Origin of the sequence: Stenotrophomonas sp. STK17_22 (assembly GCF_051983905.1) — a bacterium.
GTDB classification, from domain to species: Bacteria; Pseudomonadota; Gammaproteobacteria; order Xanthomonadales; family Xanthomonadaceae; genus Stenotrophomonas; species Stenotrophomonas maltophilia_A.
This window is the reverse complement of the sequence record NZ_CP197010.1, coordinates 397,967-421,386: the sequence shown is the minus strand read 5'-3', so window position 1 is coordinate 421,386 and position 23,420 is coordinate 397,967. Positions and strand designations below refer to the sequence as shown.

The following is a 23,420-nucleotide window of genomic DNA, read 5'->3' as shown; positions in this document are numbered from 1 at the left end:
CCGCAACGGCCCCGCACGCGGGGCCGTCTGCGTTCATTGGATGGTGATGACCTTCACCTCGGTCTTCGTGCAGGCCTGGTCCAGGCACTGCCCGTTCAACCACACCTGGCCATCGCCGATCATCACGCCCTGCTGGTTGACGAAGACCTTGCCGAAGTCCTGTTCGGACACCGCCTTGACCACCGCCGGGGTGATGATCTTCTCGTAGTTGCGCTGGAACTCACCGGGGCCGGTGATCTTCCTTCCGTTAGCGATATTCAGCGGGAAGCGCACTTCCTCCACCACCGCAGCGCGATCACCGCCGACCACCGCGGTCTTGAACGCGTTGAACACCTTCTCGTACTGCGCGGCATCACCGAGCAGGGTCTCGATACGCGCACGTGCGTCTTCGGTAGTCGCTTCCGCTGCGGGCGCGGTCGGTGCCGAAGCAGCGGATTCAGCGGCAGGTGCCGCAGGCGTTGCCGCAGCACTGGCCTCCATCGGCGGCGGTGCGTCCACCGCAGGCTCGGCCGGCGGTGCCGGCTGCGAACAGGCCGCCAGCAACAGGGCGGGAATCAACACAGCGATCGTGCGCATGCGCGGACATCCATCGGTTCAAGAACACCGATGGTAGCGCCGCCGCGGTGAGGACAACAAAAAGGGGACGGAGGGGATTAAGTCGTTAGTGGCACAAACGACTTAATCCCCTCCGTCCCCTTTTTCTTCGATCAGGCCTTCAGCAGCTCGAACTGCACGGCTTCGCCTGCTGCCGACGAGGCGCAGACCCACAGGTCGAACTGGCCCGGCTCGGCACGCAGCACGCCGTCGCGGCCGGTGAACGCCAGCTGCTCGCGGGTCAGGGTGAATACCACTTCGGCCGACTCGCCCGGCTGCAGTGCCACCTTGCGGAAGTCCTTCAGTTCACGCACCGGACGCACGCGGCTGGCCACGCGGTCGTGGATGTACAGCTGCACCACTTCCTCGCCGGCCATGTCGCCGCTGTTGGTCAGCGTGGTGGTGATGGTCAGGGTGTCGTCCCAGCCGAGCTGCGCCGCACTCAGCTGCGGCACGCCGTAGGCGAAGGTGGTGTAACCGATGCCGTGGCCGAACGGGTACAGCGGCTCATTCGGGATCTCGCGCCAGCGAGCCTTGAACTCCGACATGGTCGGCAGTTCCGGGCGGCCGGTGCGCGGGTGGTTGTAGAAGTACGGCTGCTGGCCGGACACCTGCGGGAAGCTGACCGGCAGGCGGCCGGACGGGCTGTAGTCGCCGAACAGCACATCAGCCACGGCATGGCCGGTCTGCGTGCCCAGGTACCAGGTGACCGCCACCGCGTGCGCGTTGCGCACCGCGCCCTGCAGTGCCAGCGCGCGGCCGTTGCGCAGCAGCACCACCAGCGGCTTGCCGGTCATCGCCACCGCCTCGGCCAGTGCCTGCTGTGCCGGCGGCAGGGTGATCTCCACGCGCGACTGCGCTTCACCGCTGTAGCGCTGCGGTTCGCCCAGCGCCAGCACCACCACGTCGGCGCGCAGCGCGGCCGCCACGGCGGCTTCGGTGCCGCCCGGAATGGCAGTTTCCAGTTCGCAGCCCGGCACGATCTCCAGCAGCGCTTCATCGCCGATGGCGGCGCGCACGCCGGTTTCCAGATCCACGTAACGCTGCTTGTCGCCGAACAGCGTCCAGCAGCCTTCAATGTTCTCGCGGTCCTGCACGAACGGGCCGATCAGCGCGATCTTCTGCCCGGTCTTCTGCAGCGGCAGTACGTTGTCACGGTTGTTCAGCAGCACGATCGAACGGCGCGCGGCATCGCGCGACAGTGCGTCATGTGCGGCAATGTGCGAGGTATCCGCTTCGCGCGCCGGGTCCAGCGAACGGTACGGGTCGTCGAACAGGCCGATGGTTTCCTTCAGCCACAGGATGCGGCGCACGCCTTCATCCAGCACCGCCATTGGCACTTCGCCGCTCTCGACCAGGCCCGGCAGGTGTTCGGCGTAGAAGCCGCTCTGCATGCTCAGGTCCAGGCCGGCGGTGAACGCCTTGGCAGTGGCATCACGGTCATCGGCGGCATAGCCGTGCGCGACCAGTTCCATGTCGGCGGTGTAGTCGGAGATCACCACGCCCGGGAACTTCCACTCACCGCGCAGGATGTCGGTCAGCAGTTCGGCATTGGCACTGGCCGGCACGCCGTTGATGTCGTTGAACGAGGACATCACGGTGATCGCGCCCGCATCGAAGGCGGCCTTGAACGGCGGCAGATGCACGTCACGCAGGGTCTGCGGCGAGATGTCCACCATGTTGTATTCCATGCCCGCCATCACCGCGCCGTAGGCGGCGAAGTGCTTCGGCGTGGCCAGCAGCGAATCGGCGGCGCGCAGGTCGCTGCCCTGGAAGCCACGCACGCGGGCGGCGGCGAACGCACACCCCAGCACCACGTCCTCACCGGCACCTTCGGCGCCACGGCCCCAGCGCTGGTCGCGGGCGATGTCCACGGCCGGCGCATAGGTCCAGTGCAGGCCAGCGGCCGTCGCTTCGATGGCGGTGGCGCGCGCGGTGCGCTCGGCCAACTCCGGCTCGAAGCTGGCGGCCTCGCCCAGCGGAATCGGGAACACGGTACGCATGCCGTGGATGACGTCGGCCGCCAGGATCACGGGGATGCCCAGGCGGCTCTCTTCGGTGGCGACCTGCTGGATCCGGCGGCCCAGTTCGGCGCCCACACCATTGAACAGCGAGCCGACCTTGCCCTCGCGCACCTGCTGCAGCACCTGGTCGGCATTGCGCACGTTGGCTTCCGGGTTCACGTCCGGGGCGAACGGGCGGACCATGTCCGCGAAGACACCCAGCTGGCCGACCTTTTCCTCGACGGTCATCTGGGCAATGAGGGATTCGATGCGATCGGAGGCCACCGGCAGTCCTTGATGAAAACGTTTACAAGCCCGGCATTCTAGCGATCCCGGGCGATTTGGCGAGGGGTTTGTTCATTCAGTTTCAGCCACCAGCGGGGTCCGTATGGCCCCGCCGGGGGCACCGCAGCTTACTCCGAGCCGGCCAGCTGGCGCTGCCCGGCCATCAACATGGCGTCGCTGGAGGCCTGGAATACCCGCAGGCCGAAGGCCGGCAGGATCGCCAGCAGGTGGTCGAAGATGTCCGACTGCACCGCCTCGTACTCGCCCCAGGCGGTGCTGCGGGTGAAGCAGTACAGCTCCAGCGGCAGGCCTTCGGTGGTCGGCTGCAGCTGGCGTACCAGCAGGGTCATGTCGGTATGGATGCCCGGGTGGCTGCGCAGGTAACGCTCCACATAGGCCCGGAAGGTACCCAGGTTGGTCACCCGGCGGCTGTTGACCTCGGCCACGCCCTGCTCGCGCAGGCGCCCGTTCCACTGGCCAAGCTCCTGCTCCTTCTCCTGCAGGTAATCACGCAGCAGCGCGAACTGGCCGAGGAAGGCCAAGTCGCCTTCGTCCAGGAAGCCGACGCTGTGCTGGTCCAGGTACAGCGCGCGCTTGATGCGGCGGCCACCGGCCTCCTGCATGCCGCGCCAGTTCTTGAACGACTCGGTCACCAGCTTCTTGGTCGGAATGGTGGTGATGGTCTTATCGAAGTTCTGCACGGTGACGGTGTGCAGCGCGATATCGATGACGTCACCGTCGGCGTTCTGGCTGGGCATTTCGATCCAGTCGCCGATGCGCACACGGCCATCGCCACTGATCTGCACGCTGGCCACCAGCGACAGGATGGTGTCCTGGAAAATCAGCATCAGCACCGCCGTGGCCGCCCCCAGGCCGGTCACCAACGGCCCCAGTTTCACCCCCAGCAGCGTGGCGATGATGGACAGGCCGGCGGCCACGAACACCACGATCTTGACCACCTGCAGGTAGCCCTTGATCGGCTTGTTGCGCGCATCGGGCTTGCGTTCGTACAGGCTGTTGGCCGCGTCCAGCGCATGCGAGAACGCCATCGACACCGTCAGCACGGCCCATACGATGCACAGCTTGATGATGACGTTGACCAGGCCGGGTGGCAGGTCGGGAATGAGGGTGATGCCCGAGGCGATCACCTGGCTGGGCACCACGTTGGACAGGCGCGAGATGACCCGCATCAGATGGCTGCCGCGCCCGGACTCGGCACCTGGCAGGCGCTGCAGCAGGCGCCGCAGGCCACGCACCAGGATGCGCTTGGTAACCCAGTTGGCCAAGCCCGCAGCGATCAGCAGCGCCGAGATCATCAACGCCAGGTAGGCGCCGGGATAGGGTTCCAGTGTGTTCTGCAGCTTTTCCAGCCACTGTACCGCCACCACCGCGTCCACCATCAGTTGTCTCCTTGCGTTGTCGTTGTTGTTGGGGGTGCCGGCCAGCGGCCGGCACTACCGGATCAGTCCCGCGAGCGCTCGATGATCACGCCCACCGCGCGCGCGCCACGCACCGCGCCCGGCTTGCTCAGTTTCAGGCGCAGCCACTTCACGTCGAATTCGTCCAGCACGATCTGTGCGCAGCGCTCGGCCAGGGTTTCGACCAGGCCGAATTCCGACTCGCGCACGAACTGCTCCAGGCGCTTGCTGACCGCCTTGTAGTTCAGGGTGTGGGCGATGTCGTCGGAGGCCGCCGGACGACGGTTGTCGAAGCCCATCTCCAGGTCGAACACCAGGTCCTGGCGGATCCGTCGTTCCCAATCGTAGATACCGATCAGGGCGTCGATCGTCAGCCCCTCGATGAAAACCTTGTCCATTGCGCTTAACCAGCCCGAATACAGGGGGCCATGGTAACGGCACGACGGTGAGCCTGCCCGGAACGGGCGGTGAGTGGCCGGCAGGGGCGCGGCTCCAGAAAAGACAAAGGACCCCGCTAGCAGGGCCCTTTGGTACTACCGTTTGTCCCCGGGGGGAGCTGTTGAACAGCCGCGGGTCCCGGTGGCGCAGGCACGCAGATTAGGTAAAGACGAGATCACCGGTCAAGGCCAATTCCGACAGGGCAGATCAGGTAGTCGTCCGAGGTCAAACGCAGAGAATCAGCCGCGCAGACAACGACGTTCCCTGATGGTGGCCGCCGCCCACTCTCGCGAACATCGATCCCTCCTTCACCACCGCACATGACGATGGCTCCACACGATGTACTGCGGCGCGCGTTGTCAGCGGAGCGTCTGTCTACTTACGAGAGAATCGCATCGACCTGCAGCCCCGACGTCACGGCCGAATCCCTGTACCTCTGGAACATGCGGATGTGCGGTGCACTGATGATGCCGGTCCATCTGTGCGAAGTGGTCACCCGTAACGCCGCTGCTACCGTGCTCGCCCGGCAGCATGGCCCGCGTTGGCCCTGGAATGATGCCTTCCGACGCAGGCTGCCAACCTCGTCCTGTACTTCCGCACGTGCAGCACTGGAACAGGTTGCTGGCCGCACGACCGATACACCCGAAATCGTCGCCAAGCTGCCGATGGTGTTCTGGCAGCAGCTTTTCACCTGTCGCTTCGACGACACGCTATGGATACCCGCACTCAATGGAGTTCTGCGGCATGCACCCTCAGCTCATCCCAGCGTCATCAGAAAAGCCATCCACTCTGACATCGGACGCATTCGCCACCTGCGCAACCGCATCGCGCACCACGAACCCATCCTGGAACGCGACATCGGTGCCGACCTGGCGGCGATCGGGCGGCTGATCCACGCCCGCTGCCCGCATACGCTGGGCTGGCTGCAGCGCCATGAGCGGGCGACAACGGTGTTGGCGGCGTCGCCATTGGCAGGGCGTCCGTAATGTGTAGCCGGGCGTGGCCCGGCGCTACGGAGGCCTGCCTGTAGAGTCGAGCTTGCTCGACTGCTCTGTGTCCGTCATTGCGCCCAGTCGAGCAAGCTCGACTCTACAAACGCCGATCGAGCGGTTCGCGCGGCCGGGGGGCTCAGACCGCCGGCAGGGTCGCCATGTCCCAGCGCGGGGTCACATCCACCTTCGGCGGGCTGTACTGGCCGGCCTGCAGCCGCAGCGCGCCGGCGAAGGCGATCATCGCGCCGTTGTCGGTGCACAACGCCGGCCGCGGGAAGCAGGCACGGCCGCCGAGACGCTCGGCCATCTGCTGCAGGCGTGCGCGCAGGCGCTTGTTGGCGCCAACACCTCCAGCCACCACGATCACGTTGGTGCCGGCCGCTTCCAGCGCGCGTTCGCACTTGATCGACAGGGTCTCGACCACCGCGTCCTCAAAGCCCCGGGCGATGTCGGCACGGGTCTGCTCGCTCTGGTCACTGTCGCGCCAGGCCATCAGGACCTGGGTCTTCAGGCCGGAGAAGCTGAAATCCAGCCCCGGGCGGTCGGTCATCGGTCGCGCGAAGCGGTACACGCCCGGCGTGCCCTGCTCGGCCAGCCTGGCCAGCTGCGGGCCACCCGGGTACGGCAGGCCCATCAGCTTGGCGGTCTTGTCGAAGGCCTCGCCGGCCGCGTCGTCCAGGGTCTCGCCCAGCAGGCGGTACTGGCCGATCGCGTCCACCGCCACCAGCTGGGTATGGCCACCGGACACCAGCAGCGCCACGAACGGCGCTTCCGGCGGGTCGTCCTCCATCAGCGGGGCCAGCAGGTGGCCTTCCATATGGTGTACGCCCACCGCCGGCACCTCCAGCGCCCAGGCCAGCGACCGCGCCACGCCCGCGCCGACCAGCAGTGCGCCGACCAGACCGGGACCGGCCGTATAGGCCACGCCGTCGATATCACCTACACCCAGACCGGCGTCGGCCAGGGTCTGGCGCACCAGCGGCAGCAGCTTGCGGACGTGGTCGCGGCTGGCCAGTTCGGGCACCACACCACCGTATTCGGCGTGCAGGGCGATCTGGCTGTAGACCGCATGGGCGCGCAGGGCCGCGCTGCCGGCCAGGTCGGTGTCATACACCGCCACGCCGGTCTCATCACAGGAAGATTCGATGCCAAGGACTCGCATGCCTGCTATTATGACGCCCCTGCCGCCCCCTCGGGGGACGTGCAGATCTCACTGCTTTCGAACCGCCGGCCCGTATTCAGGGTTGGCCGCTTGCAGTTTGTCTATTCGCCGCTATAATGTGCGGCTCGCCGGGCGTGACCCGGTTCTACTGTGTCCCGGAGATTCCATGCCCAGCGTCAAAGTCCGCGAGAACGAGCCCTTCGAGTTTGCTCTTCGCCGCTTCAAGCGCACTTGCGAAAAGGCCGGTGTGCTGGCCGAAACCCGCAAGCGCGAGTTCTACGAAAAGCCGACCCAGGAGCGCAAGCGCAAGGCCGCCGCTGCTGTGAAGCGTCAGCTGCGCCGCTCGTCGCGCGACGTCACCAAGCGTCAGCGCCTGTACTGATCGGACGCATCTTCATTGCGGCGGGCTTGCCTGTCGCGATGGAGCCGAAGCCGGCACGCGCGAGCGTCGCCGGCTTTTTGCGTTTCCGGGTTCGGGCATCCGCCCCGCCCCACCTACCACCACGAGGTTCCTCATGAGCATGAAGCAGCAGCTCACCGAAGACATGAAGGCCGCCATGAAGGCGGGCGAGAAGCACAAGCTGGGCGTGATCCGCCTGATCAACGCCGCCATCAAGCAGCGTGAAGTGGACGAGCGCATCGAACTGGATGACACCGCCGTGATCGCCGTGCTCGACAAGATGGTCAAGCAGCGCAAGGACTCGGTCAGCCAGTACGAGGCCGCCAACCGCGAGGACCTGGCCGAGATCGAGCGCGCCGAGATCGTGGTCATCGAAGCCTACCTGCCGGCCAAGATGGGCGAAGCCGAGATCGTGGCCGCCATCCAGGCCGCCATCGCCGAAACCGGCGCCTCCGGCCCGGCCGACATGGGCAAGCTGATGGGCGCACTGAAGCCCAAGCTCGCCGGCCAGGCCGACATGGGCCTGGTGTCCAAGCTGGTCAAGCAGCAGCTGGCGTAATCCAGCACTTGGGGTCGGATCCCTTCCGCGACGCGGAAGGGCTCTGACCCCATTGATGCACTCGCTTCACCGCACCTTCGTCGCTCGCCTGCTACAACCGCACACATGGTTGAACCCGAGCCCAACGTTCACGTGTCACTGCACAAGTACATCAAGCGCCTGCAGGACAGCTTCCCGATGGCGGTGGCCAAGCGCTTCATCGACGTCGACGTGCTGACCCAAGCAGCTTCCGTCTCCTTCTACGCGCTGCTGTCGATGGCGCCGTTGCTGGTGCTGCTGCTGTGGCTGACCGCCTCGCTGTACCCACCGGCCCAGCAAGCACTGATCGACCAGATCAGCTCGGTGGCCGGCAGCAGCGCGGCTACCGTGGCCGAAACCGTTCTGAGGAACGCCGACAACCAGCCGGATGTCGGCTCGCTGGCGGGTGTGTGGAGCACGCTGCTGCTGTTCGTCGGCGCCACCGCCGTGTTCGCCCAGCTGCAGAACGCACTGAACCTGATCTTCCGCACCAGCGGCGAGCGCCTGGAAGGCCTCAAGGCCTGGCTGCGCAAGCGCGTGTTCTCGTTCGGCGTCGTGCTGGCGCTGGGCTTCCTGCTGATCCTGTCGATGACCGCCACCACGGTGCTGCAGGTGGCCTTCGCGCAACTGCCTTCGATCCTGCCCGCGCTGGGGTACGTCACCAGCCTGCTGCTTTACGCAGTCGGCTTCGCCTTCATGTACCACTACCTGCCCGACCGTCGCGTGGCGTGGCGCCAGGCCTTCATCGGCGGCGTCATCACCTCGGCACTGTTCGCACTGGGCCGCTACGGCATCGGCGTCTACATCGCCACCGTGGCCCCCGGCAGTGCCTACGGCTCGATGGGCGCGCTGGTGATCTCACTGGTCTGGATCTATTACGCGACCGTCGTGTTCTTCGTTGGCGCGCTGATGACCGCGGTGATCGATGAGCGCCTGCGCGCGCGCCATCACCTGGCCGCCGCCGGCATCGATCCGGCCACCGCCAGCCAGGTGCCCGACAGGGGGTAAACTAGGGCAACCGCCCCCGGTTCCGTCGCGTGGTCCTGTACCGCGCCCTGCCCTGTTGCCCATGGCCCGTATCCCCGACGCTTTCATCGACGATCTGCTGGCCCGCACCGACATCGTCGAGGTGGTGGGCAGCCGCGTGCCGTTGAAGCGCCAGGGCAAGGAGTACGCCGCCCGCTGCCCGTTCCATGACGAGCGCTCGGCGTCGTTCACGGTCTCGCCCACCAAGCAGTTCTATCACTGCTTCGGTTGTGGCGCGCACGGCACCGCGATCAGCTTCCTGATGAACTACGACCGCCTCGAGTTCCTCGACGCGGTGGATGAACTGGCCAAGCGCGCCGGCATGGAAGTGCCGCGCAGCGAGAACCCGCGCAGCCCCCAGCAGCAGGACGACAGCCGCGAGCTGTACTCGGCGCTTGAGGCGGCCACGAAGTTTTTCCAGAGCAACCTGCAGGGCAGCGACAAGGCCCGCAGCTACCTGGATGGCCGCGGCGTGGATGAAGAGAACCGCGCGCGCTTCCAGATCGGCTACGCGCCGGATGGCTACAGCGGCCTGCGCGATGCGTTGGGCAAGGACGAGCGGCGGATGAAGCTGCTCGACCGCGCCGGCCTGTTCTCCAAGAACGATCGCGGTCACGTCTACGACAAGTTCCGCGACCGGGTGATGTTCCCGATCTTCGACCGCCGCGGCCGGGTCATCGCCTTCGGCGGCCGCGTGTTCGAGAAGGACGACGGCCCCAAGTACCTCAACTCGCCCGAGACCGCGCTGTTCCACAAGGGCCGCGAACTGTACGGCCTGTGGCAGGTGCGCCAGGCCAACCAGAAGATCGAGCGGCTGATCGTGGTCGAGGGCTACATGGACGTGGTCTCGCTGTTCCAGTTCGGGGTCACCCAGGCGGTGGCAACACTGGGCACCGCGACCACGCCGGACCATGCGGAGCTGCTGTTCCGCAACGCACCGGATGTGTTCTTCTGCTTCGACGGCGACGCCGCCGGCCGCCGCGCCGGCTGGAAGGCGCTGGAGTCGGTGCTGCCGCGCATGAAGGATGGCCGCCAGGCCTTCTTCCTGTTCCTGCCCGATGGCGAAGACCCGGACACCATCGTGCGCAAGGAAGGCGCCGAGGCGTTCAACGAGCGCCTGAAGCAGGCCACGCCGCTGTCGCAGTTCTTCTTCGACGAACTGACCCGCGAGATCAATCTGGGCACGCTCGATGGCAAGGCACGCCTGGCCGAGCGGGCCAAGCCGATGCTGGCGCAGATTCCCGACGGTGCCTTCGGCGACCTGATGAAGCAGCAGCTGGCGCAGCTGACCGGCCTGGGCGGTACTGCCCAGGTCACGCGCGCGCCGATGCCGCAACGGCAGCCGCAGCGGACGATCCAGCCCGTGGCCAAGCGCAGTCTGGTGCGCGGCGCGATCGCCGTGCTGCTGCAGCAGCCGTCGCTGGCGCTGACGCTGGGCGGCAAGCATCACTTCCAGGGCCTGCGCCTGCCCGGCGTGGAACTGCTGCTGGAGCTGCTGGGACTGGTCGAACAGCGCCCGGACATCAGCACCGGCGCCCTGCTGGAGCACTTCGACGGGCGCGAGGAACAGGCATCACTGCACACGCTGGCTGCGCAGACACTGCCTGGCACCGAGGCCAGCTGGACCCAGGAACTGCACGACGCCGTGGCCCAGCTGGAGAAACAGCTGCTGGTGCAACGTCTGGAGGAGTTGTTGGCAAAGCAGCGCCAGCAGGGCCTGGACGATACTGACAAGTACGAACTGCGCGAGCTGCTGAAGGCGCGCGCCGGACTGCGCCTGTAGCGGCAGAACGTTTTCACGGAGAGGACCATGCTGCTGCGCCTGACCTGCCTGCTGTTGTTGTCGCTCTGCCTGCCGCTGACGGCCCTGGCCGAAGACGCGCCCCTCAACGAAGTCCGCCCCGGCCTGTACGCCGGCGGCCAGCCCAGCGCCGCACAGCTGCAGGCCTTGGCCGCACAGGGCGTGCGCACCGTGATCGACCTGCGCCAGCCCGACGAGGACCGGGGTTTTGATGAAACCCGCGTAGCCGAATCACTGGGCCTGCGCTACGTACGCATTCCGGTGGCCGGTGCCGACGGCCTGGATGCGGCCAACATCCGTGCCGTGCACCAGGCCCTGCAGCAGAGCCAGGGGCCGGTGCTGCTGCACTGTGCGTCCGGCAACCGCGCCGGTGCCGTGCTCGGCCTGGTCAATGCACGCTACGAACATGCCAGCCCCGAACAGGCCCTTCAGCTGGGCCAGCGTGCTGGCCTGAAGTCGCTGGAAGCCGCCACCCGCCAGCGCCTGGCCACGCCGGTCACCTCGCCCTGAACCCTCCGCACCAAGGACTCTGCCCACCATGACCCGCTGGTGGTCGCGCCTGCGACCGGACAACTTCACCCTCGCCCTGCTGTGCACCGTCGGCCTGGCCTCGCTGCTGCCGATGAAGGGCGCCGCCGCCATCGTGCTCGACGATGTCACCACCGTCGCCATCGCCGCGCTGTTCTTCCTGCATGGCGCGCGCCTGCCGCGCGAGTCGATCATCGGCGGCATGCTGCACTGGCGGCTGCACCTGACCATCCTGGCCTGCACCTTCATCCTGTTCCCGCTGCTGGGGCTGATGTTCAAGCCTCTGTCGGGCTGGCTGCTGACGCCGGAGCTGTACCTGGGCGTGCTGTTCCTGTGCACCCTGCCCTCCACCGTGCAGTCGTCCATCGCGTTCACCTCGATGGCACGCGGCAACGTACCCGCTGCGGTGTGCAGCGCCTCGCTGTCGAGCATCCTCGGCGTGTTCCTGACCCCGCTGCTGCTGACCGCACTGGCCGGTACCTCCGGCGGCGTGCACGACCCGCTGCATGCGATCGGCGGCATCATGCTGCAGCTGCTGGTGCCCTTCGTGGCCGGCCACCTGCTGCGGCCGTGGATCGCCGGCTGGGTGGAGAAGCAGCGCGCGCTGCTGCGCTATACCGACCAGGGCACGATCCTGCTGGTGGTGTATTCGGCGTTCGGCGAAGCCGTCACCGAGGGTCTGTGGAGCAAAACGCCGCTGCTCTCGCTGCTGGCCGTGGCGGTCGTGGCCGCCGTGCTGCTGGGCATCGCGATGCCGCTGATCACCTTCATCGCGCGTCGCCTGCGCTTCAATCGCGAGGACGAGATCGCCATCGTCTTCTGCGGCTCGAAGAAGAGCCTGGCCACCGGCGTGCCGATCGCCAAGGTGCTGTTCGCCGGTGGAAGCCTCGGCGCGATCGTGCTGCCGGTGATGATCTACCACCAGATCCAGCTGATCGTCTGCGGTGTGATCGCGCAACGGTATGCGAAGCGCGCGCCCTGATTGGGCGCGCGGGTTTTTGTAGAGAGCCCATCCACGCGCGGCGTGGATCTACCAAACCGCGGATGGCGTGAACCCGCAGTAGATCCACGCCATGCGTGGATGACGCATACGCCGCCGCTAATCCACGATGGCCGCGGCGATGTCGTGCAGCACTCGGGCGTTGCGCTCCACGTCGCTGCCCGGCTCGCCCGTGACGGTCAGACTGTAGGTCTTGCTGTCTCCCGTCCAGACAAGCTCAACCCGAGTACGGCCGACACTATCCACAACCTTCCCGAGGTGAGCGGGCTTGCCGTCCACCACGGTGTTCTGCGCCTCCGCGATGACCTCGATCTGCATGCCCGCAGCGAGGAAGTTGTTCTCGCTGAACTCCACGATGCCGACACCCTCCAGCCGGTAGAAACGGCTCAAGCCCGAGGACTTTCCACCCTCCAACGCACCACTGGGCTCCATGCCAATCATCTCGGCTGCGCCCAGCAGGCTGCTTTCCAGCCTGCTGGGGGGCTGCGGCAGGCGCTGGCGTAGTTCTGGAGTTGAGCGGTGAGTCCGCGGCACGGCAGCCAGCATTTCGGCCTGCGTTGGGATGCTCCCTGCTGCAACCCGCACGACACCGTTGGATCGTTCGATGTCATCGCGAAGCTGCTGCTTCACTTCTCGGGGGGCATCAAGGTCTGCCAGTTTCACCATCTGGTAGCTGCCCACGCTGGCGGACGATCTTCCCATTGCCGAGGCCTCCTGCATTGCAGCCTGCATGGCGCGTTGGTGTAGCCAGCTCCCTACCGCATCGGGAGCAGGTTCATTCTGGGATGCTTGAGCTGACATCGACATGGCCAGCGAGAATGCGATAAAGCAAAGAATCTTCATGATGCTCACCACTCCGAAAGCTGGCAATCGACCGCACTCATGGGTTGCGTAAATACGCGTCCGCCCAGCACCCATGTGTGATATCCGTGAACAACCATTCGTTCTGGATCACTGCCATCGCCTGCGTAAAATCGCCAGGAGTACAGTCCATTGTTAGGCGCACCGAAAGCATGCTTCGGCTCAATGTTCCCGAGGGGAACGTGCCTAGTTACGGCCGACCCCTGAAAATTGCGAAACTGGGGCCGTTCATAGGTCACGGATTCGTTGATGAATCCAATGCAGTTGGCCCGACTCAGTGCTTTTATTTCTGCTGCCGCATTGCCAGCCAGGCTGGTAAGCGCGGCACACAGAACGATGGGCAGAGAAACATGACATCTCATTGATTGCTCCACAGAATTGCGAGTCATCCCGCAATACCTGTGTATCTACTGTTGATGATCCGGTCTGGTGGAACAGTCGGTATCTGTGACGCCTTGCGTGCAGGAAGCTGACAGCGCGGCAAAACCCTACAGCGCGACGGCTTGGTCGATGGGCGCAGTTGCAGCCCTCCCGGGCGAAACCCGACACTGGCTGCGCCGGGTTCCGTGAGAGCCCATCCACGCATGGCGTGGCTCTACTCCCACCGATGGCGTGAACCACCAGTAGATCAACGCCATGCGTGGATGGGTTGCCTGCCGTTACGGGCCCACCAGCGTGCCGACGCTCAACTCCGGCATCCACACCCACAGGTCGTACGGCCGTTTCGCATCGGCATCGACCCGCGGCGCCGTGGCCACCTGCTCTGGAAGTGGCCGCGCCATGCAACGGTCCGCGCACGCCCACGCCTGGCCACGCAGCGCACCCAACCGCACGCTGTAGATATCCAGGTCCCGCAGCTGGGAGGCCATCGGCTGCCTCTGCATTTCCGGCGGCATACCTTCCGGCCGCCGCAGCATGGCGTGGACATTGCCCGTCAGCACCAGCATGCGTGCATTGTCTGGCAACCCTCGATAGAGCCGTCGCAATTCGGCTGCCATGAAGTCATCGCGCGCCTGGTTGCCGCCACTGCTGGCATTGACGTCATAGCCAACCACTTCGATCACGCGCCCCTGCGCCTTCAGCACACGGAGGCCTTCGATCATCGCCAGCATGTCGCGGCTGCGGCGACCATCATGCTGGTCATCGCGCACGGTCCAGAACGCGCGGCCGTGCAGGTGCCGGCGCGCCCTGGCCCCGCCATCGGATTCCAGATAGTCGCGCAGCACAGGGTTCTCGGCGCGTGGCAGTTCCAGCGCCAGCAGGACCGGGCCGTTGCGGCTGTAGTCGTCCACCAGCTGGCGTACCAGCAACGGGGTCTCGCGGGTGCCGTGGAATTCGCCCAGTACCAGCAGGCGGTGCTCACCGGCATGCTGGCGGATCTGCGCGGCGGTGTCATCGGCATGCGCGGTGAGGGCCACACCCAGCGCCAGCAGCAGCGCGGTGGTCCAACGGAAGATCGAATGCATCCCTGCGCCTTCCTTTCCTTTGCGGTCAGGAACAGCAATGGCGACGCAGCAACCGCGGTTCAAGTAGATCCACGCCGTGCGTGGATGCTCCCGCCATCAGACCGGGCCTGAGTCGAGCGTGGCTCGACTCTACAAAGGGCAGCCCCTCACAACCAGGGCAGGATCCAGTGGTCCACCAGCAGGAAGGCGAACAGCGCCATCAGGTAGACGATGGAGTAATAGAACATCTTCATCGAGAACAGTTCGTCCGGCGGATTGAGCATGCGCCAGGCGTACCAGAGGAACACCGCATTGAGCACGATCGCGCCGCCCAGGTAGAACGCACCGCTCATGCCCACCAGGTACGGCAGCAGGCAGACCAGCGCCAGCACCACCGAATACACCATGATCTGCTTGCGGGTGTGCACCACGCCGTGGGTCACCGGCAGCATCGGAATTTCCGCCTTGGCGTAATCCTCGCGGCGGAAGATCGCCAGCGCCCAGAAGTGCGGCGGCGTCCAGATGAAGATGATCAGCACCAGCAGCGACGAGTACGCCCAGTCCGACGAACCCTGCATGCCGGTCACCGCAGCCCAGCCCAGCATCGGCGGCATCGCGCCGGCCAGGCCACCGATGACGATGTTCTGCGAGGTCGCACGCTTGAGGTACACGGTGTAGATCACCGCGTAGCCGATCAGCGAGGCGAAGGTCAGCACGGCGGTGATCAGGTTCACCCACAGCACCAGGATGACCATCGACAACACGATCAGCACGCCGGCGAACACCAGCACCTGCCACGGCTTGACCTTGCCCACCACCAGCGGACGCCACGATGTGCGCGCCATCTGCGCATCGATGTGCGCATCCAGCAGCTGGTTGATCGCCGCGGCGGCCGAAGCGGCCAGCCAGATACCGAGGAAGCCGAGCACGCCTGCGCGCACCTGCTCCCAGCTGGGCACGCCGGGGATGGCCAGGACCATGCCGACCAGGGCGGTGAAGACAATGAGGGCAACGACCTTGGGCTTGGTCAGGTCCCAGTACTGGCGGTAATTGGAAAACATGGAATCAGTCCGGGGCACGCAGGCGGGCCAGCAGGCTGACCAGCACGAACAACAGGGCAACGGCCACGCCGTTGTGGGCCACCGCCACTTCCAGCGGCAGCGCCAGCTTCACATTGAGGATGCCGAGGGTGACCTGCAGCACCAGCAGCGCGATCAACGCGCTGGCCCAGCCACGCATGCTCGGCAACCGGAACAGGCGCACGCCCAGCCACAGCAGGTAGAGGGCCACCACCACCGCGAACAGGCGGTGTGCCATCTGGATGGCGATGCGCGAGGCGCCATCCAGCACGCCGCCTTCGTAATCCACGCCGATGCCACGCCACAGGGTGAAGCCTTCGACGAAGTTGTGCTGCGGCCACCACTGGTTGGCGCAGCGCGGGAAGTTGTCCAGCGAGGCGCTGCCACCGCCGCAGGCCAGCGCCGCGTAATTGGCGCTGACCCAGCCCCCCAACGCGATCTGGGTGACCAGCACCGCCACGCCGATGCGCAGCAGCCACTTCAGCTTCGGCGCCTCGGCCAGCGTGATCGGCATGTGCGTCGCGCGCCAGGCCATCCACACCAGCAGGCCGAACATCAGCATGCCACCGAGCAGATGGCCCATCACTACGATGGGTTTGAGCAGCAGGGTCACCGTCCACATGCCCAGCAAGGCCTGGAAGATCACCACCGCCAGGGTCAGCAATGCAGCGCGCGCCAGGTCGATGTTGCTCCAGCGCAGCGCGGCGATCAGCAGGATCGCCTCACCGATCAACGCCAGCACGCTGGCCGTGCCATGCCAGCCCATCATGTACAGCGGTATGCCGGCGGCCACCAGCACGCAGGCGGTCACCACCGCCGTGCTTCCGAATCGCCGCTTGCGCGTGGCCAACAGGGCCAGGGTCAGGATCTCGATGCCCAGCGCGCCAGCCAGGAAGCGGTGCACCTGCTCACGCCAGGCCTTGTGGGTCTCCAGCGGGCGGATCTCCGCCGCCGGGTGGCCGATGGTCTCTTCCACGTGCTGCGGCCAGGTGGCCTGGCCATAGCAGGTCGGCCAGTCCGGGCAGCTCAGGCCGGCATCGGACAGGCGCACGAACGCGCCGAACATGATCGTGCTCGCGGTCATGATCATGGCGAACCACGCCAGGCGGTGGAAATTGCGGTGCAGCGCCGGACGCGCGGAAAGGCTCATCAAACGGGACTCACTTCAGTTTCAGCAACGTGGCCATGTCCTTGCGCAGGCCACCCAGGTCGGTGCCCGGGGCATGACGCATGATCACGAAGCCGTTCGGATCGATCACGTAGACCGGCAGGCCAGCCGGATCGTCGACGCCGGGCAGGGCCGCGCGCAGTGCTGGCGACGGAGCCAGCGGCCGCAGCGCGGGCAGCGAGGCGATCGACGCCGGTGGCGTTCCCAGCCACAGGATTTCGACATTATCGGCGTTATGGCCGAACAGCTGCCACACCTTGCCCAGTCCCTGCGACAAAGTGACGCACTGCGCGTCGCAGGCACCGGCCGGCGCCACCAGCAGGCGCCAGGTACGGGCCTCGGGGTTCCAGGCGTAGGGCTGGCCGCTGGCCAGGGTCGGCGCCTGCTGGCGCAGGTCCACCGGCGGCTTCAGCAGCTGGCCGGCATTGCGGTGCCCGGTCGGTTGCCAGCCGGAGAAGCGCAGCACGGCGGCCAGTGCCATCGCACCGAAGAACACGGCAAACAGCAGCACCAGGGTCCGGCGGCCGGAGCCGCGCGCCTGCGGGGACGTAGCAGTGTTCATGCGGGGCATTTTCTCATGGTTGGGTAAGGGATGCGGGTGTGGTGCCCCGGTAGTGCCGGCCGCTGGCCGGCATCCAGGAATCCGAGGGGATGCCGGCCAGCGGCCGGCACTACCGGGCCACGGCACGTCTCCTGCGCCACTCCAGCACCAGCGCGACCACCAGCACGGTCAGGGCCAGGCCGAACCACTGCACGGCGTAGCCCAGGTGACGCTGCGGCGGCAGCGTGTTCGGCAGCAGGTCCAGATCGCGTTCGTCGCCGAATGGCAGTGCCGGGTCCAGGCGCAGGACGCGGTCGGGCAATACCGGTAGGCCAAGCGCCGCCGCCAGGCCTTCGGCGGGCAAACGGCTGGCCAGCCAACGCCCGGCCTCATCGGTAGCGGAGAACGCCGGGCCCAGTGCCAGTCCCGCCGACGGCGGCGGCGCCAATAACCCACGCACCGCCACCGGCGAAGGCGGCGCCGGCACATCCGGCAGCGTGCGATCCGGCGGCAGCGCGCGCCAGCCGAGGTCGACCAGCAGCACGCTGCCTCCGTCACTGCGGAACGGACGATAGATCTTCACCCCGGCGCGACCATGCCGGGTCTGGTTGTCCAGCAGCACCACGCCGGGCAGGAAGCGGCCGTGGTCGGCCACGCCGTGCAAGGCGCCGGGCGCCGCCAGGGCCTGCGACAACGGAAGCGCTTGCGCCACAGCTGGACCCTGCGCATCCAACATTGCCTGTTTGGCATGCATGCGCTGCAGTTGCCACAGCCCCAATGCGCTGAAACCGGCCATCGCCAGCACCGCCAACAGCCAGCCGATCACGCGCGTGTGCTGGCGCATCATGACAAGTCCGCGCAAACGCGGTCAGATAGGCGCATCCACCCTGCCCTCGAGCCGCGCATGAGTGATTCGCTGAAGACCCTGCTGGTAATCGCGTTTCTGATCGTCATCGTCTGGAATCTGGGCGCCGGCCTGTATTACCTGCTGGTCGACCGCGGCCAGACCAAGCGCACGGTCAACGCACTGACCCGCCGCATCGCGGTGTCGGTGGCGTTGATCCTGCTGGTGATCGTGAGCATCTACATGGGCTGGATAAAACCGCACGGCATCGGCGGCTGAGGCCACCGATACGTGCGCGGTCAAAGCACGTAGACGAACATGAAGAGCATCAACCACACCACGTCGACGAAGTGCCAGTACCACGCGGCGGCTTCGAAACCGAAATGGTTGTCGCGGGTGAAGTGCCCCTTGGCCGAACGCAGCCACATCACGATCAGCATGATCGTGCCCAGCAGCACGTGCGCACCGTGGAAGCCGGTCAGCATGAAGAACGTTGAACCGTAGATGCCCGAGCCGAGCGTCAGGTTCAGTTCCTTGTAGGCGTGGATGTACTCCTCCGCCTGCAGGGTCAGGAAGCCGAGGCCGAGCACCACGGTCAGGCCCAGCCAGATCAGCAGCTGGCGACGGTTGCCCGCCTTCAGCGCGTGATGGGCGATGGTCAGGGTCACGCCGGAGGTCAACAGGATCAGCGTGTTGATCAGCGGCAGGCCCCAGGCCGGAATGGTCTGGAACGTGCCACCGATCGCCGCCGGGCCATTGGTCGGCCATCCGGCGGAATAGCCCTGCCAGAGCAGCTCGTTGGTCATCACACCGCGGCCTTCGCCACTGAGCCACGACAGGCCCAGGTTGCGGGTGTAGAACAGTGCGCCGAAGAAGGCGCCGAAGAACATCACCTCGGAGAAGATGAACCAGATCATTCCCATCCGGAATGATCCGTCGACCTGGTGGTTGTAATTGCCGGCCTGCGATTCGCGCACCACGTCGCTGAACCACCAGAACAGGGTCAGCACTAGCATCGCGATGCCGATGTAGAACGTCCAGCGTCCCCAGCTGGCATCGTTGAGCCAGCTGGCCACGCCCACCATGGTCACCATCATCGCGATGGACCCCACGAACGGCCATTTGCTCTGGGCCGGGACGAAGTACACGTTGGCATCGGTCGGTGTCTGGGCCATGTCGGTATCCGGGTCAGGGTGCGGCGTGCGCGCCTTCCGAGGTGGCGGCCGGAGCCAGCCGATCGGACAGCGCGTCGTTGCGGTAGAAGGTGTAGGACAAGGTGATCGTCTTGATCTCCGGCGGCAGGTCCGGATCGACGATGAAGCGCACCGGCATGTCGCGCTTCTCGCCGGCCTGCAGCGTCTGCGCGGTGAAACAGAAGCACTCGGTCTTGCTGAAGAAGCCCGACGCACGCGCCGGCGCCACCGACGGTACCGCGCTGCCGACCACCGCCTGCTGGCTGTCGTTGCGGGCGAAGTACAGCGCCTCGTTGAGCTCGCCCGGCACCACGTCCATGGTCAACTGTTCGGGATGGAACGACCAGGGCAGGCGCGAGTTGACGCCGCCATCGAACTCCACGCGCACGGTGCGCTTGCCGGTCACGGCGCCGGTACTGGCCTCGCTGCCGGGACCGCGCTCCAGGCGCACGCCGAATACCTTTTCGCAGGCGATGCGGTACAGCGGCACCAGCGAGAACGTGAGCAGGAACACCGCCACCGCCACGCCGATCAGGCGCGGCAGCCCCGCACTGCGTGACGGTGTGGTGGCCGGCGCCTCGCTCATCGGCCGATCACCCCGCTGAGGATGAAGCCGACGTAGACCAGCACGGCGATGGCGCCGACCCAGAGCGCGGTGCGCCTGGCGCGTTGGCGCTGCTGCTCGATGCTTCCACCCTGGTAGAGCCGACCGCTGGTCGGCTGCGCTTCGCTGTTGTAGAGCCGAGCCGTGCTCGGCGGCTTTTCGTCAGTCGAGCATGGTTCGACTCTACCGATCGGGAGCGGGCTTTCGTTATGCATGCCCCACCTCAATGCGTGATGTCGTCATGCGCCAGATCCCCCGGGCGGATGGTCGGCGGCGTGGTGAACGTATGCGCAGGTGCCGGCGACGGCAGCGTCCATTCCAGGCCGCGCGCACCTTCCCACGATCGGGCCTCGGCCTTCTCGCCGTTGCGCAGCGAGGACAGCAGGATCGCGGCCATCATGAACGGCGTGACGAACATGCCGAACGCGCCGATCGAGCTGATCAGGTTCCAGTCGGCGAAGGCCACGCTGTAATCGGGAATGCGGCGCGGCATGCCGGCCAGGCCGAGGAAGTGCTGCGGGAAGAACAGCAGGTTGACGAACACGATCGACCACCAGAAGTGCACCTTGGCCCACTTCTCGCTGTACATCCGCCCGGTCCACTTCGGCCACCAGTAGTACACCGCCGCGATCAGCGCGAACACCGCACCGGTCACCAGCACGTAGTGGAAGTGCGCGACCACGAAGTAGGTGTCGTGGTACTGGAAGTCAGCCGCCACGATGGCCAGCATCAGGCCGGAGAAGCCACCGATGGTGAACAGGATGACGAACGCCACCGACCACAGCATCGGTGCCTCGAACGTCAGCGAGCCACGCCACATGGTGCTGACCCAGTTGAACACCTTCACCCCGGTCGGGATCGAGATCAGCATGGTGGCGAACATGAAGTAGATCTCGCCACCCAGCGGCATGCCCACGGTGAACATGTGGTGGGCCCAGACGATGAACGACAGGAACGCGATCGCGGCGGTGGCGTACACCATCGCCTGGTAGCCGAACAGCGGCTTGCGACTGAAGGTCGGGATGATCTCGCTGACCACGCCAAAGGCGGGCAGGATCATGATGTAGACCTCGGGGTGCCCGAAGAACCAGAAGATGTGCTGGTACATCACCGGGTCACCGCCACCGGCGGCGTTGAAGAAGCTGGTGCCGAAGAACTTGTCGGTCAGCAGCATGGTCACCGCACCGGCCAGCACCGGCATCACCGCGATCAGCAGGAACGCGGTGATCAGCCAGGCCCAGCAGAAGATCGGCATCTTCAGCAGGTCGATGCCCGGCGCACGCATGTTCAGCACAGTGGCGATGATGTTGATCGCGCCCATGATCGAGCTGATGCCGGCCACGTGGATGGCGAACACGCTGAAGGCGACGTTGTAGCCGCCCTGCAGCGACAGCGGCGGGTACAGCGTCCAGCCGCCGGCCGGCGCACCACCGGGCAGGAACAGGGTCAGCAGCAGCAGGCTGAAGGCCACCGGCAACAGCCAGAACGACCAGTTGTTCATGCGCGGCAGCGCCATGTCCGGCGCGCCGATCTGCAGCGGGATCATCCAGTTGGCGAGGCCGACGAAGGCCGGCATCACGCCGCCAAAGATCATCACCAGCGCATGCACGGTGGTCATCTGGTTGAAGAACTCGGGCTTGACGAACTGCAGGCCCGGCTGCGCCAGCTCGGCGCGGATCACCACGCTCATCGCCGCACCGATGATGAACATGATGAAGCTGAAACCCAGGTACAGCGTGCCGATGTCCTTGTGGTTGGTCGAGAAGAACCAACGCTCGAAGAAACTCTGCTGGTGATGGTGATCGTCGTGCCCAACTGCCGAGTGCGCCATTGCAAAACACCTCTCAGAATCGGTTGTCACCACGGCCGCGAACGGCCGCGGGCTTTACATCACGCGCCGCTGGCCACGGTGGCAGGCGCGCTGCCCGCTTCTGCAGCAGCAGGCGCAGCCGGTGCCTCGCTCGCCGGTGCCTCGCTCGCCGGTGCAGTCGGTGCCGCCGGTTCGGTAGGTGCCGCCGGCGTTGCCGGCTCGGCGGGCGGCGCCGGCTTGCGCTGCGCCAGCCACTGCTTGAACTCTTCCTTGGACACCGCCTCGACCACGATCGGCATGAAGCCATGGTCCTTGCCGCACAGCTCGGCGCACTGGCCGCGGTAGACGCCGGGCTGCTCGATGCTGGTCCAGGCTTCATTGATGAAACCGGGGATGGCGTCCTGCTTCCAGCCCAGCGCCGGCACCCACCAAGCGTGGATCACGTCATCAGAGGTGATGACGAAACGCACCTTGGTATCGACCGGCAGCACCAGGCGGTTGTCGACATCCAGCAGGTAATGCGGGTGAGTCTCGCGGGTCGGCACGATGCCACTTTGCCGCACGCGGTCGGACTCGCGGTCCAGGCGGCTGGTGAAGGTGACGTTCTCGCCGAGATACTCGTACTTCCACATCCACTGGTAGCCGGTGACCTTCACCGTCATCTCGGCATCGCGGGTGTCGTACATCTTGATCAGGTTGGCCGTGGCCGGCCATGCCATCACGATCAGGATGATCACCGGGATCACCGTCCAGATGATCTCGGCCTTGGTGTTGTGGCTGAAGGTGGCGGCGACCGCGCCCTTGGATTTGCGGAACTTGAAGATGGCGTAGGCCATCGCCCCGAACACGATGACGCCGATCACCGTGCAGATGATCAACGAGAGATTGTTCGATTCCCAGGCCAGGCGCGAGGTCTGGGTCACCCCCTTGCCCATGTTCAGCTGCCACGGCTTGGGATCGGCCGCCTGGGCCCAGGCCAACGCCGGCATCAGTCCCCCGGCCACCATGGCGGCGACCGCTGCAACGCACTTCGTGCCCCACCTGCTGCTTTGCTTCATTGCCTAGACCCTTAGCGTCGTCGGTTGCCGCCATCGCTGGCGGCGAGCAAGCTTTCAAGTGTCTCTGCGAGCGTCTGACGTTCGGCCGGCGCGAGGAAACTCCCCACCTCCACCTGCCGGCCGCTGGATGCCAGCCGGACCCTCTCGTCGTCGGTGAGCAGGCGCACCCAGTGGGGGTGGGCCCGGAACACCGGCGATCCACCGGGTACGGGGATGACCTCCACGTACGCCGGCACTACCCGGATCTCCTCCTGCCGTTCACCACTGCGCCACAAGGCACGCAGTGCCGCCGCCAGCACCAGGCTGTACAGCAGCGCGAACAGGGGGGCGAATGCATTGCCGGCCAACCACCCGAGGGCGGACACCAGCCACATCGCACCCGACAACACGGTGAACAACAGGACGAACTGCCGGGCATCGAGCGCCCGTGGGGGACGCAGCCGCAGCTGCGTACCTGACCCATCCGGAGCTGGAAGCACCTCGATCATGTCGCAACCGCGTTCCTGCCGCGGGAAACGTCTCGATGGTAGCCCCGCCCTCTCGCCGGTAGCAAGGGTGCATTCACACTTTTTACCATGCTGCAACACAGCATG

The 23,420-nt window shown here is 66.1% G+C and carries 25 protein-coding genes; 8 read left to right on the top strand and 17 right to left on the bottom strand.

Features of this window, described 5'->3' with window-relative positions; all coding sequences use genetic code 11:
* Positions 1 to 33: 33 nt before the first annotated feature.
* The 4 genes from ACSYS9_RS01885 to folB all read right to left on the bottom strand — a co-directional run bounded on the left by ACSYS9_RS01885 (position 34) and on the right by folB (position 4,698).
* The gene (locus ACSYS9_RS01885; protein ID WP_049461897.1) at positions 34 to 576 is read right to left on the bottom strand and encodes a hypothetical protein; all 543 of its coding nucleotides are present in this window, start codon (positions 574 to 576) and stop codon (positions 34 to 36) included.
* A 131-nt stretch (positions 577 to 707) separates the two neighbouring features.
* Positions 708 to 2,882, bottom strand: coding sequence for a glycoside hydrolase family 3 N-terminal domain-containing protein (locus ACSYS9_RS01880; RefSeq protein ID WP_049461898.1), 2,175 nt, complete (start codon positions 2,880 to 2,882; stop codon positions 708 to 710).
* Between the two features lie 128 nt (positions 2,883 to 3,010).
* Positions 3,011 to 4,282 carry a mechanosensitive ion channel family protein gene (locus ACSYS9_RS01875; protein WP_049461899.1) on the bottom strand — a complete coding sequence of 424 codons (1,272 nt, stop codon included), beginning with the start codon at positions 4,280 to 4,282 and terminating at the stop codon, positions 3,011 to 3,013.
* Positions 4,283 to 4,344: 62 nt separating this feature from the next.
* On the bottom strand, positions 4,345 to 4,698 hold the full coding sequence (folB, locus tag ACSYS9_RS01870) for a dihydroneopterin aldolase (protein WP_025878255.1): 354 nt from the start codon (positions 4,696 to 4,698) through the stop codon (positions 4,345 to 4,347).
* A 360-nt stretch (positions 4,699 to 5,058) separates the two neighbouring features.
* On the opposite strand from folB, the gene ACSYS9_RS01865 reads away from it, so the two are divergent.
* Positions 5,059 to 5,724 (top strand): hypothetical protein, encoded by a 666-nt coding sequence (locus ACSYS9_RS01865; protein ID WP_049461900.1) that lies wholly within the window; start codon positions 5,059 to 5,061, stop codon positions 5,722 to 5,724.
* A gap of 142 nt (positions 5,725 to 5,866) precedes the next feature.
* Here ACSYS9_RS01865 and tsaD read toward each other — a convergent pair whose 3' ends face one another.
* Positions 5,867 to 6,892: a tRNA (adenosine(37)-N6)-threonylcarbamoyltransferase complex transferase subunit TsaD gene (gene tsaD / locus ACSYS9_RS01860; protein ID WP_049461901.1), complete on the bottom strand. Its 1,026-nt coding sequence runs from the start codon at positions 6,890 to 6,892 to the stop codon at positions 5,867 to 5,869.
* A gap of 166 nt (positions 6,893 to 7,058) precedes the next feature.
* Between tsaD and rpsU the strand changes: the two genes are divergently transcribed.
* The 6 genes from rpsU (at position 7,059) to ACSYS9_RS01830 (ending at position 12,206) form a co-directional block, all read left to right on the top strand.
* Complete coding sequence (gene rpsU / locus ACSYS9_RS01855) at positions 7,059 to 7,274, top strand: 30S ribosomal protein S21 (protein WP_002808376.1); 216 nt, start codon at positions 7,059 to 7,061, stop codon at positions 7,272 to 7,274.
* A 133-nt stretch (positions 7,275 to 7,407) separates the two neighbouring features.
* On the top strand, positions 7,408 to 7,851 hold the full coding sequence (locus tag ACSYS9_RS01850; RefSeq protein WP_005415013.1) for a GatB/YqeY domain-containing protein: 444 nt from the start codon (positions 7,408 to 7,410) through the stop codon (positions 7,849 to 7,851).
* Positions 7,852 to 7,956: 105 nt separating this feature from the next.
* Complete coding sequence (locus ACSYS9_RS01845) at positions 7,957 to 8,877, top strand: YihY/virulence factor BrkB family protein (RefSeq protein WP_049461902.1); 921 nt, start codon at positions 7,957 to 7,959, stop codon at positions 8,875 to 8,877.
* Positions 8,878 to 8,938: 61 nt separating this feature from the next.
* A complete protein-coding gene (dnaG, locus tag ACSYS9_RS01840; protein WP_071227447.1) occupies positions 8,939 to 10,678 on the top strand; it encodes a DNA primase in 1,740 nt (579 codons plus the stop codon).
* 27 nt (positions 10,679 to 10,705) lie between these two features.
* A complete protein-coding gene (locus tag ACSYS9_RS01835; protein WP_049461904.1) occupies positions 10,706 to 11,206 on the top strand; it encodes a fused DSP-PTPase phosphatase/NAD kinase-like protein in 501 nt (166 codons plus the stop codon).
* A 28-nt stretch (positions 11,207 to 11,234) separates the two neighbouring features.
* On the top strand, positions 11,235 to 12,206 hold the full coding sequence (locus ACSYS9_RS01830) for a bile acid:sodium symporter family protein (protein ID WP_049421191.1): 972 nt from the start codon (positions 11,235 to 11,237) through the stop codon (positions 12,204 to 12,206).
* A 117-nt stretch (positions 12,207 to 12,323) separates the two neighbouring features.
* Here ACSYS9_RS01830 and ACSYS9_RS01825 read toward each other — a convergent pair whose 3' ends face one another.
* From ACSYS9_RS01825 to ACSYS9_RS01800, 6 genes are all read right to left on the bottom strand, one after another.
* A complete protein-coding gene (locus ACSYS9_RS01825) occupies positions 12,324 to 13,067 on the bottom strand; it encodes a hypothetical protein (protein WP_143048147.1) in 744 nt (247 codons plus the stop codon).
* Positions 13,068 to 13,744: 677 nt separating this feature from the next.
* A complete protein-coding gene (locus tag ACSYS9_RS01820; protein WP_049461906.1) occupies positions 13,745 to 14,551 on the bottom strand; it encodes a hypothetical protein in 807 nt (268 codons plus the stop codon).
* Positions 14,552 to 14,697: 146 nt separating this feature from the next.
* Entirely contained in the window at positions 14,698 to 15,591 is an 894-nt protein-coding gene (gene cyoE, locus ACSYS9_RS01815; protein WP_010484229.1) for a heme o synthase, read from the bottom strand.
* A 4-nt stretch (positions 15,592 to 15,595) separates the two neighbouring features.
* Entirely contained in the window at positions 15,596 to 16,759 is a 1,164-nt protein-coding gene (locus ACSYS9_RS01810; RefSeq protein WP_049421194.1) for a COX15/CtaA family protein, read from the bottom strand.
* Between the two features lie 10 nt (positions 16,760 to 16,769).
* Positions 16,770 to 17,339, bottom strand: a complete 570-nt coding sequence (locus ACSYS9_RS01805; protein ID WP_032129724.1) for a hypothetical protein — start codon at positions 17,337 to 17,339, stop codon at positions 16,770 to 16,772.
* Between the two features lie 109 nt (positions 17,340 to 17,448).
* A complete protein-coding gene (locus tag ACSYS9_RS01800) occupies positions 17,449 to 18,165 on the bottom strand; it encodes an SURF1 family protein (RefSeq protein ID WP_049461907.1) in 717 nt (238 codons plus the stop codon).
* Between the two features lie 57 nt (positions 18,166 to 18,222).
* Here ACSYS9_RS01800 and ACSYS9_RS01795 point away from each other — a divergent pair, with 57 nt between their 5' ends.
* Positions 18,223 to 18,441, top strand: coding sequence for a twin transmembrane helix small protein (locus tag ACSYS9_RS01795; RefSeq protein WP_005412025.1), 219 nt, complete (start codon positions 18,223 to 18,225; stop codon positions 18,439 to 18,441).
* Between the two features lie 20 nt (positions 18,442 to 18,461).
* Here the strand turns inward: ACSYS9_RS01795 and ACSYS9_RS01790 are convergent, their stop codons facing one another.
* Genes ACSYS9_RS01790 through ACSYS9_RS01765 form a run of 6 tightly spaced genes read right to left on the bottom strand, consistent with a single transcriptional unit; the run spans position 18,462 to position 23,315 of the window.
* Positions 18,462 to 19,337: a cytochrome c oxidase subunit 3 gene (locus tag ACSYS9_RS01790; RefSeq protein WP_049461908.1), complete on the bottom strand. Its 876-nt coding sequence runs from the start codon at positions 19,335 to 19,337 to the stop codon at positions 18,462 to 18,464.
* A 13-nt stretch (positions 19,338 to 19,350) separates the two neighbouring features.
* Entirely contained in the window at positions 19,351 to 19,941 is a 591-nt protein-coding gene (locus ACSYS9_RS01785) for a cytochrome c oxidase assembly protein (RefSeq protein WP_049461909.1), read from the bottom strand.
* On the bottom strand, positions 19,938 to 20,174 hold the full coding sequence (locus tag ACSYS9_RS01780) for a hypothetical protein (RefSeq protein WP_049461910.1): 237 nt from the start codon (positions 20,172 to 20,174) through the stop codon (positions 19,938 to 19,940). Before ACSYS9_RS01780 ends, ACSYS9_RS01785 begins: the two co-directional genes overlap by 4 nt.
* An 8-nt stretch (positions 20,175 to 20,182) precedes the next feature.
* Positions 20,183 to 21,790: a cytochrome c oxidase subunit I gene (gene ctaD, locus ACSYS9_RS01775; protein ID WP_004153896.1), complete on the bottom strand. Its 1,608-nt coding sequence runs from the start codon at positions 21,788 to 21,790 to the stop codon at positions 20,183 to 20,185.
* Between the two features lie 59 nt (positions 21,791 to 21,849).
* Complete coding sequence (gene coxB, locus ACSYS9_RS01770) at positions 21,850 to 22,827, bottom strand: cytochrome c oxidase subunit II (RefSeq protein WP_049461911.1); 978 nt, start codon at positions 22,825 to 22,827, stop codon at positions 21,850 to 21,852.
* A gap of 11 nt (positions 22,828 to 22,838) precedes the next feature.
* Positions 22,839 to 23,315 carry a DUF2244 domain-containing protein gene (locus ACSYS9_RS01765; protein ID WP_004153894.1) on the bottom strand — a complete coding sequence of 159 codons (477 nt, stop codon included), beginning with the start codon at positions 23,313 to 23,315 and terminating at the stop codon, positions 22,839 to 22,841.
* Between the last annotated feature and the right edge of the window lie 105 nt (positions 23,316 to 23,420).

Coding starts and splice junctions, on each gene's coding strand:
- ACSYS9_RS01885 (WP_049461897.1), bottom strand. CDS start 576: ATGCGCACGATCGCTGTGTTGATTCCCGCCCTGTTGCTGGCGGCCTGT.
- ACSYS9_RS01875 (WP_049461899.1), bottom strand. CDS start 4,282: ATGGTGGACGCGGTGGTGGCGGTACAGTGGCTGGAAAAGCTGCAGAAC.
- folB (WP_025878255.1), bottom strand. CDS start 4,698: ATGGACAAGGTTTTCATCGAGGGGCTGACGATCGACGCCCTGATCGGT.
- ACSYS9_RS01865 (WP_049461900.1), top strand. CDS start 5,059: ATGACGATGGCTCCACACGATGTACTGCGGCGCGCGTTGTCAGCGGAG.
- tsaD (WP_049461901.1), bottom strand. CDS start 6,892: ATGCGAGTCCTTGGCATCGAATCTTCCTGTGATGAGACCGGCGTGGCG.
- rpsU (WP_002808376.1), top strand. CDS start 7,059: ATGCCCAGCGTCAAAGTCCGCGAGAACGAGCCCTTCGAGTTTGCTCTT.
- ACSYS9_RS01850 (WP_005415013.1), top strand. CDS start 7,408: ATGAGCATGAAGCAGCAGCTCACCGAAGACATGAAGGCCGCCATGAAG.
- ACSYS9_RS01845 (WP_049461902.1), top strand. CDS start 7,957: ATGGTTGAACCCGAGCCCAACGTTCACGTGTCACTGCACAAGTACATC.
- dnaG (WP_071227447.1), top strand. CDS start 8,939: ATGGCCCGTATCCCCGACGCTTTCATCGACGATCTGCTGGCCCGCACC.
- ACSYS9_RS01835 (WP_049461904.1), top strand. CDS start 10,706: ATGCTGCTGCGCCTGACCTGCCTGCTGTTGTTGTCGCTCTGCCTGCCG.
- ACSYS9_RS01830 (WP_049421191.1), top strand. CDS start 11,235: ATGACCCGCTGGTGGTCGCGCCTGCGACCGGACAACTTCACCCTCGCC.
- ACSYS9_RS01825 (WP_143048147.1), bottom strand. CDS start 13,067: ATGAAGATTCTTTGCTTTATCGCATTCTCGCTGGCCATGTCGATGTCA.
- ACSYS9_RS01820 (WP_049461906.1), bottom strand. CDS start 14,551: ATGCATTCGATCTTCCGTTGGACCACCGCGCTGCTGCTGGCGCTGGGT.
- cyoE (WP_010484229.1), bottom strand. CDS start 15,591: ATGTTTTCCAATTACCGCCAGTACTGGGACCTGACCAAGCCCAAGGTC.
- ACSYS9_RS01810 (WP_049421194.1), bottom strand. CDS start 16,759: ATGAGCCTTTCCGCGCGTCCGGCGCTGCACCGCAATTTCCACCGCCTG.
- ACSYS9_RS01805 (WP_032129724.1), bottom strand. CDS start 17,339: ATGAACACTGCTACGTCCCCGCAGGCGCGCGGCTCCGGCCGCCGGACC.
- ACSYS9_RS01800 (WP_049461907.1), bottom strand. CDS start 18,165: ATGATGCGCCAGCACACGCGCGTGATCGGCTGGCTGTTGGCGGTGCTG.
- ACSYS9_RS01795 (WP_005412025.1), top strand. CDS start 18,223: ATGAGTGATTCGCTGAAGACCCTGCTGGTAATCGCGTTTCTGATCGTC.
- ACSYS9_RS01790 (WP_049461908.1), bottom strand. CDS start 19,337: ATGGCCCAGACACCGACCGATGCCAACGTGTACTTCGTCCCGGCCCAG.
- ACSYS9_RS01785 (WP_049461909.1), bottom strand. CDS start 19,941: ATGAGCGAGGCGCCGGCCACCACACCGTCACGCAGTGCGGGGCTGCCG.
- ACSYS9_RS01780 (WP_049461910.1), bottom strand. CDS start 20,174: ATGCATAACGAAAGCCCGCTCCCGATCGGTAGAGTCGAACCATGCTCG.
- ctaD (WP_004153896.1), bottom strand. CDS start 21,790: ATGGCGCACTCGGCAGTTGGGCACGACGATCACCATCACCAGCAGAGT.
- coxB (WP_049461911.1), bottom strand. CDS start 22,827: ATGAAGCAAAGCAGCAGGTGGGGCACGAAGTGCGTTGCAGCGGTCGCC.
- ACSYS9_RS01765 (WP_004153894.1), bottom strand. CDS start 23,315: ATGATCGAGGTGCTTCCAGCTCCGGATGGGTCAGGTACGCAGCTGCGG.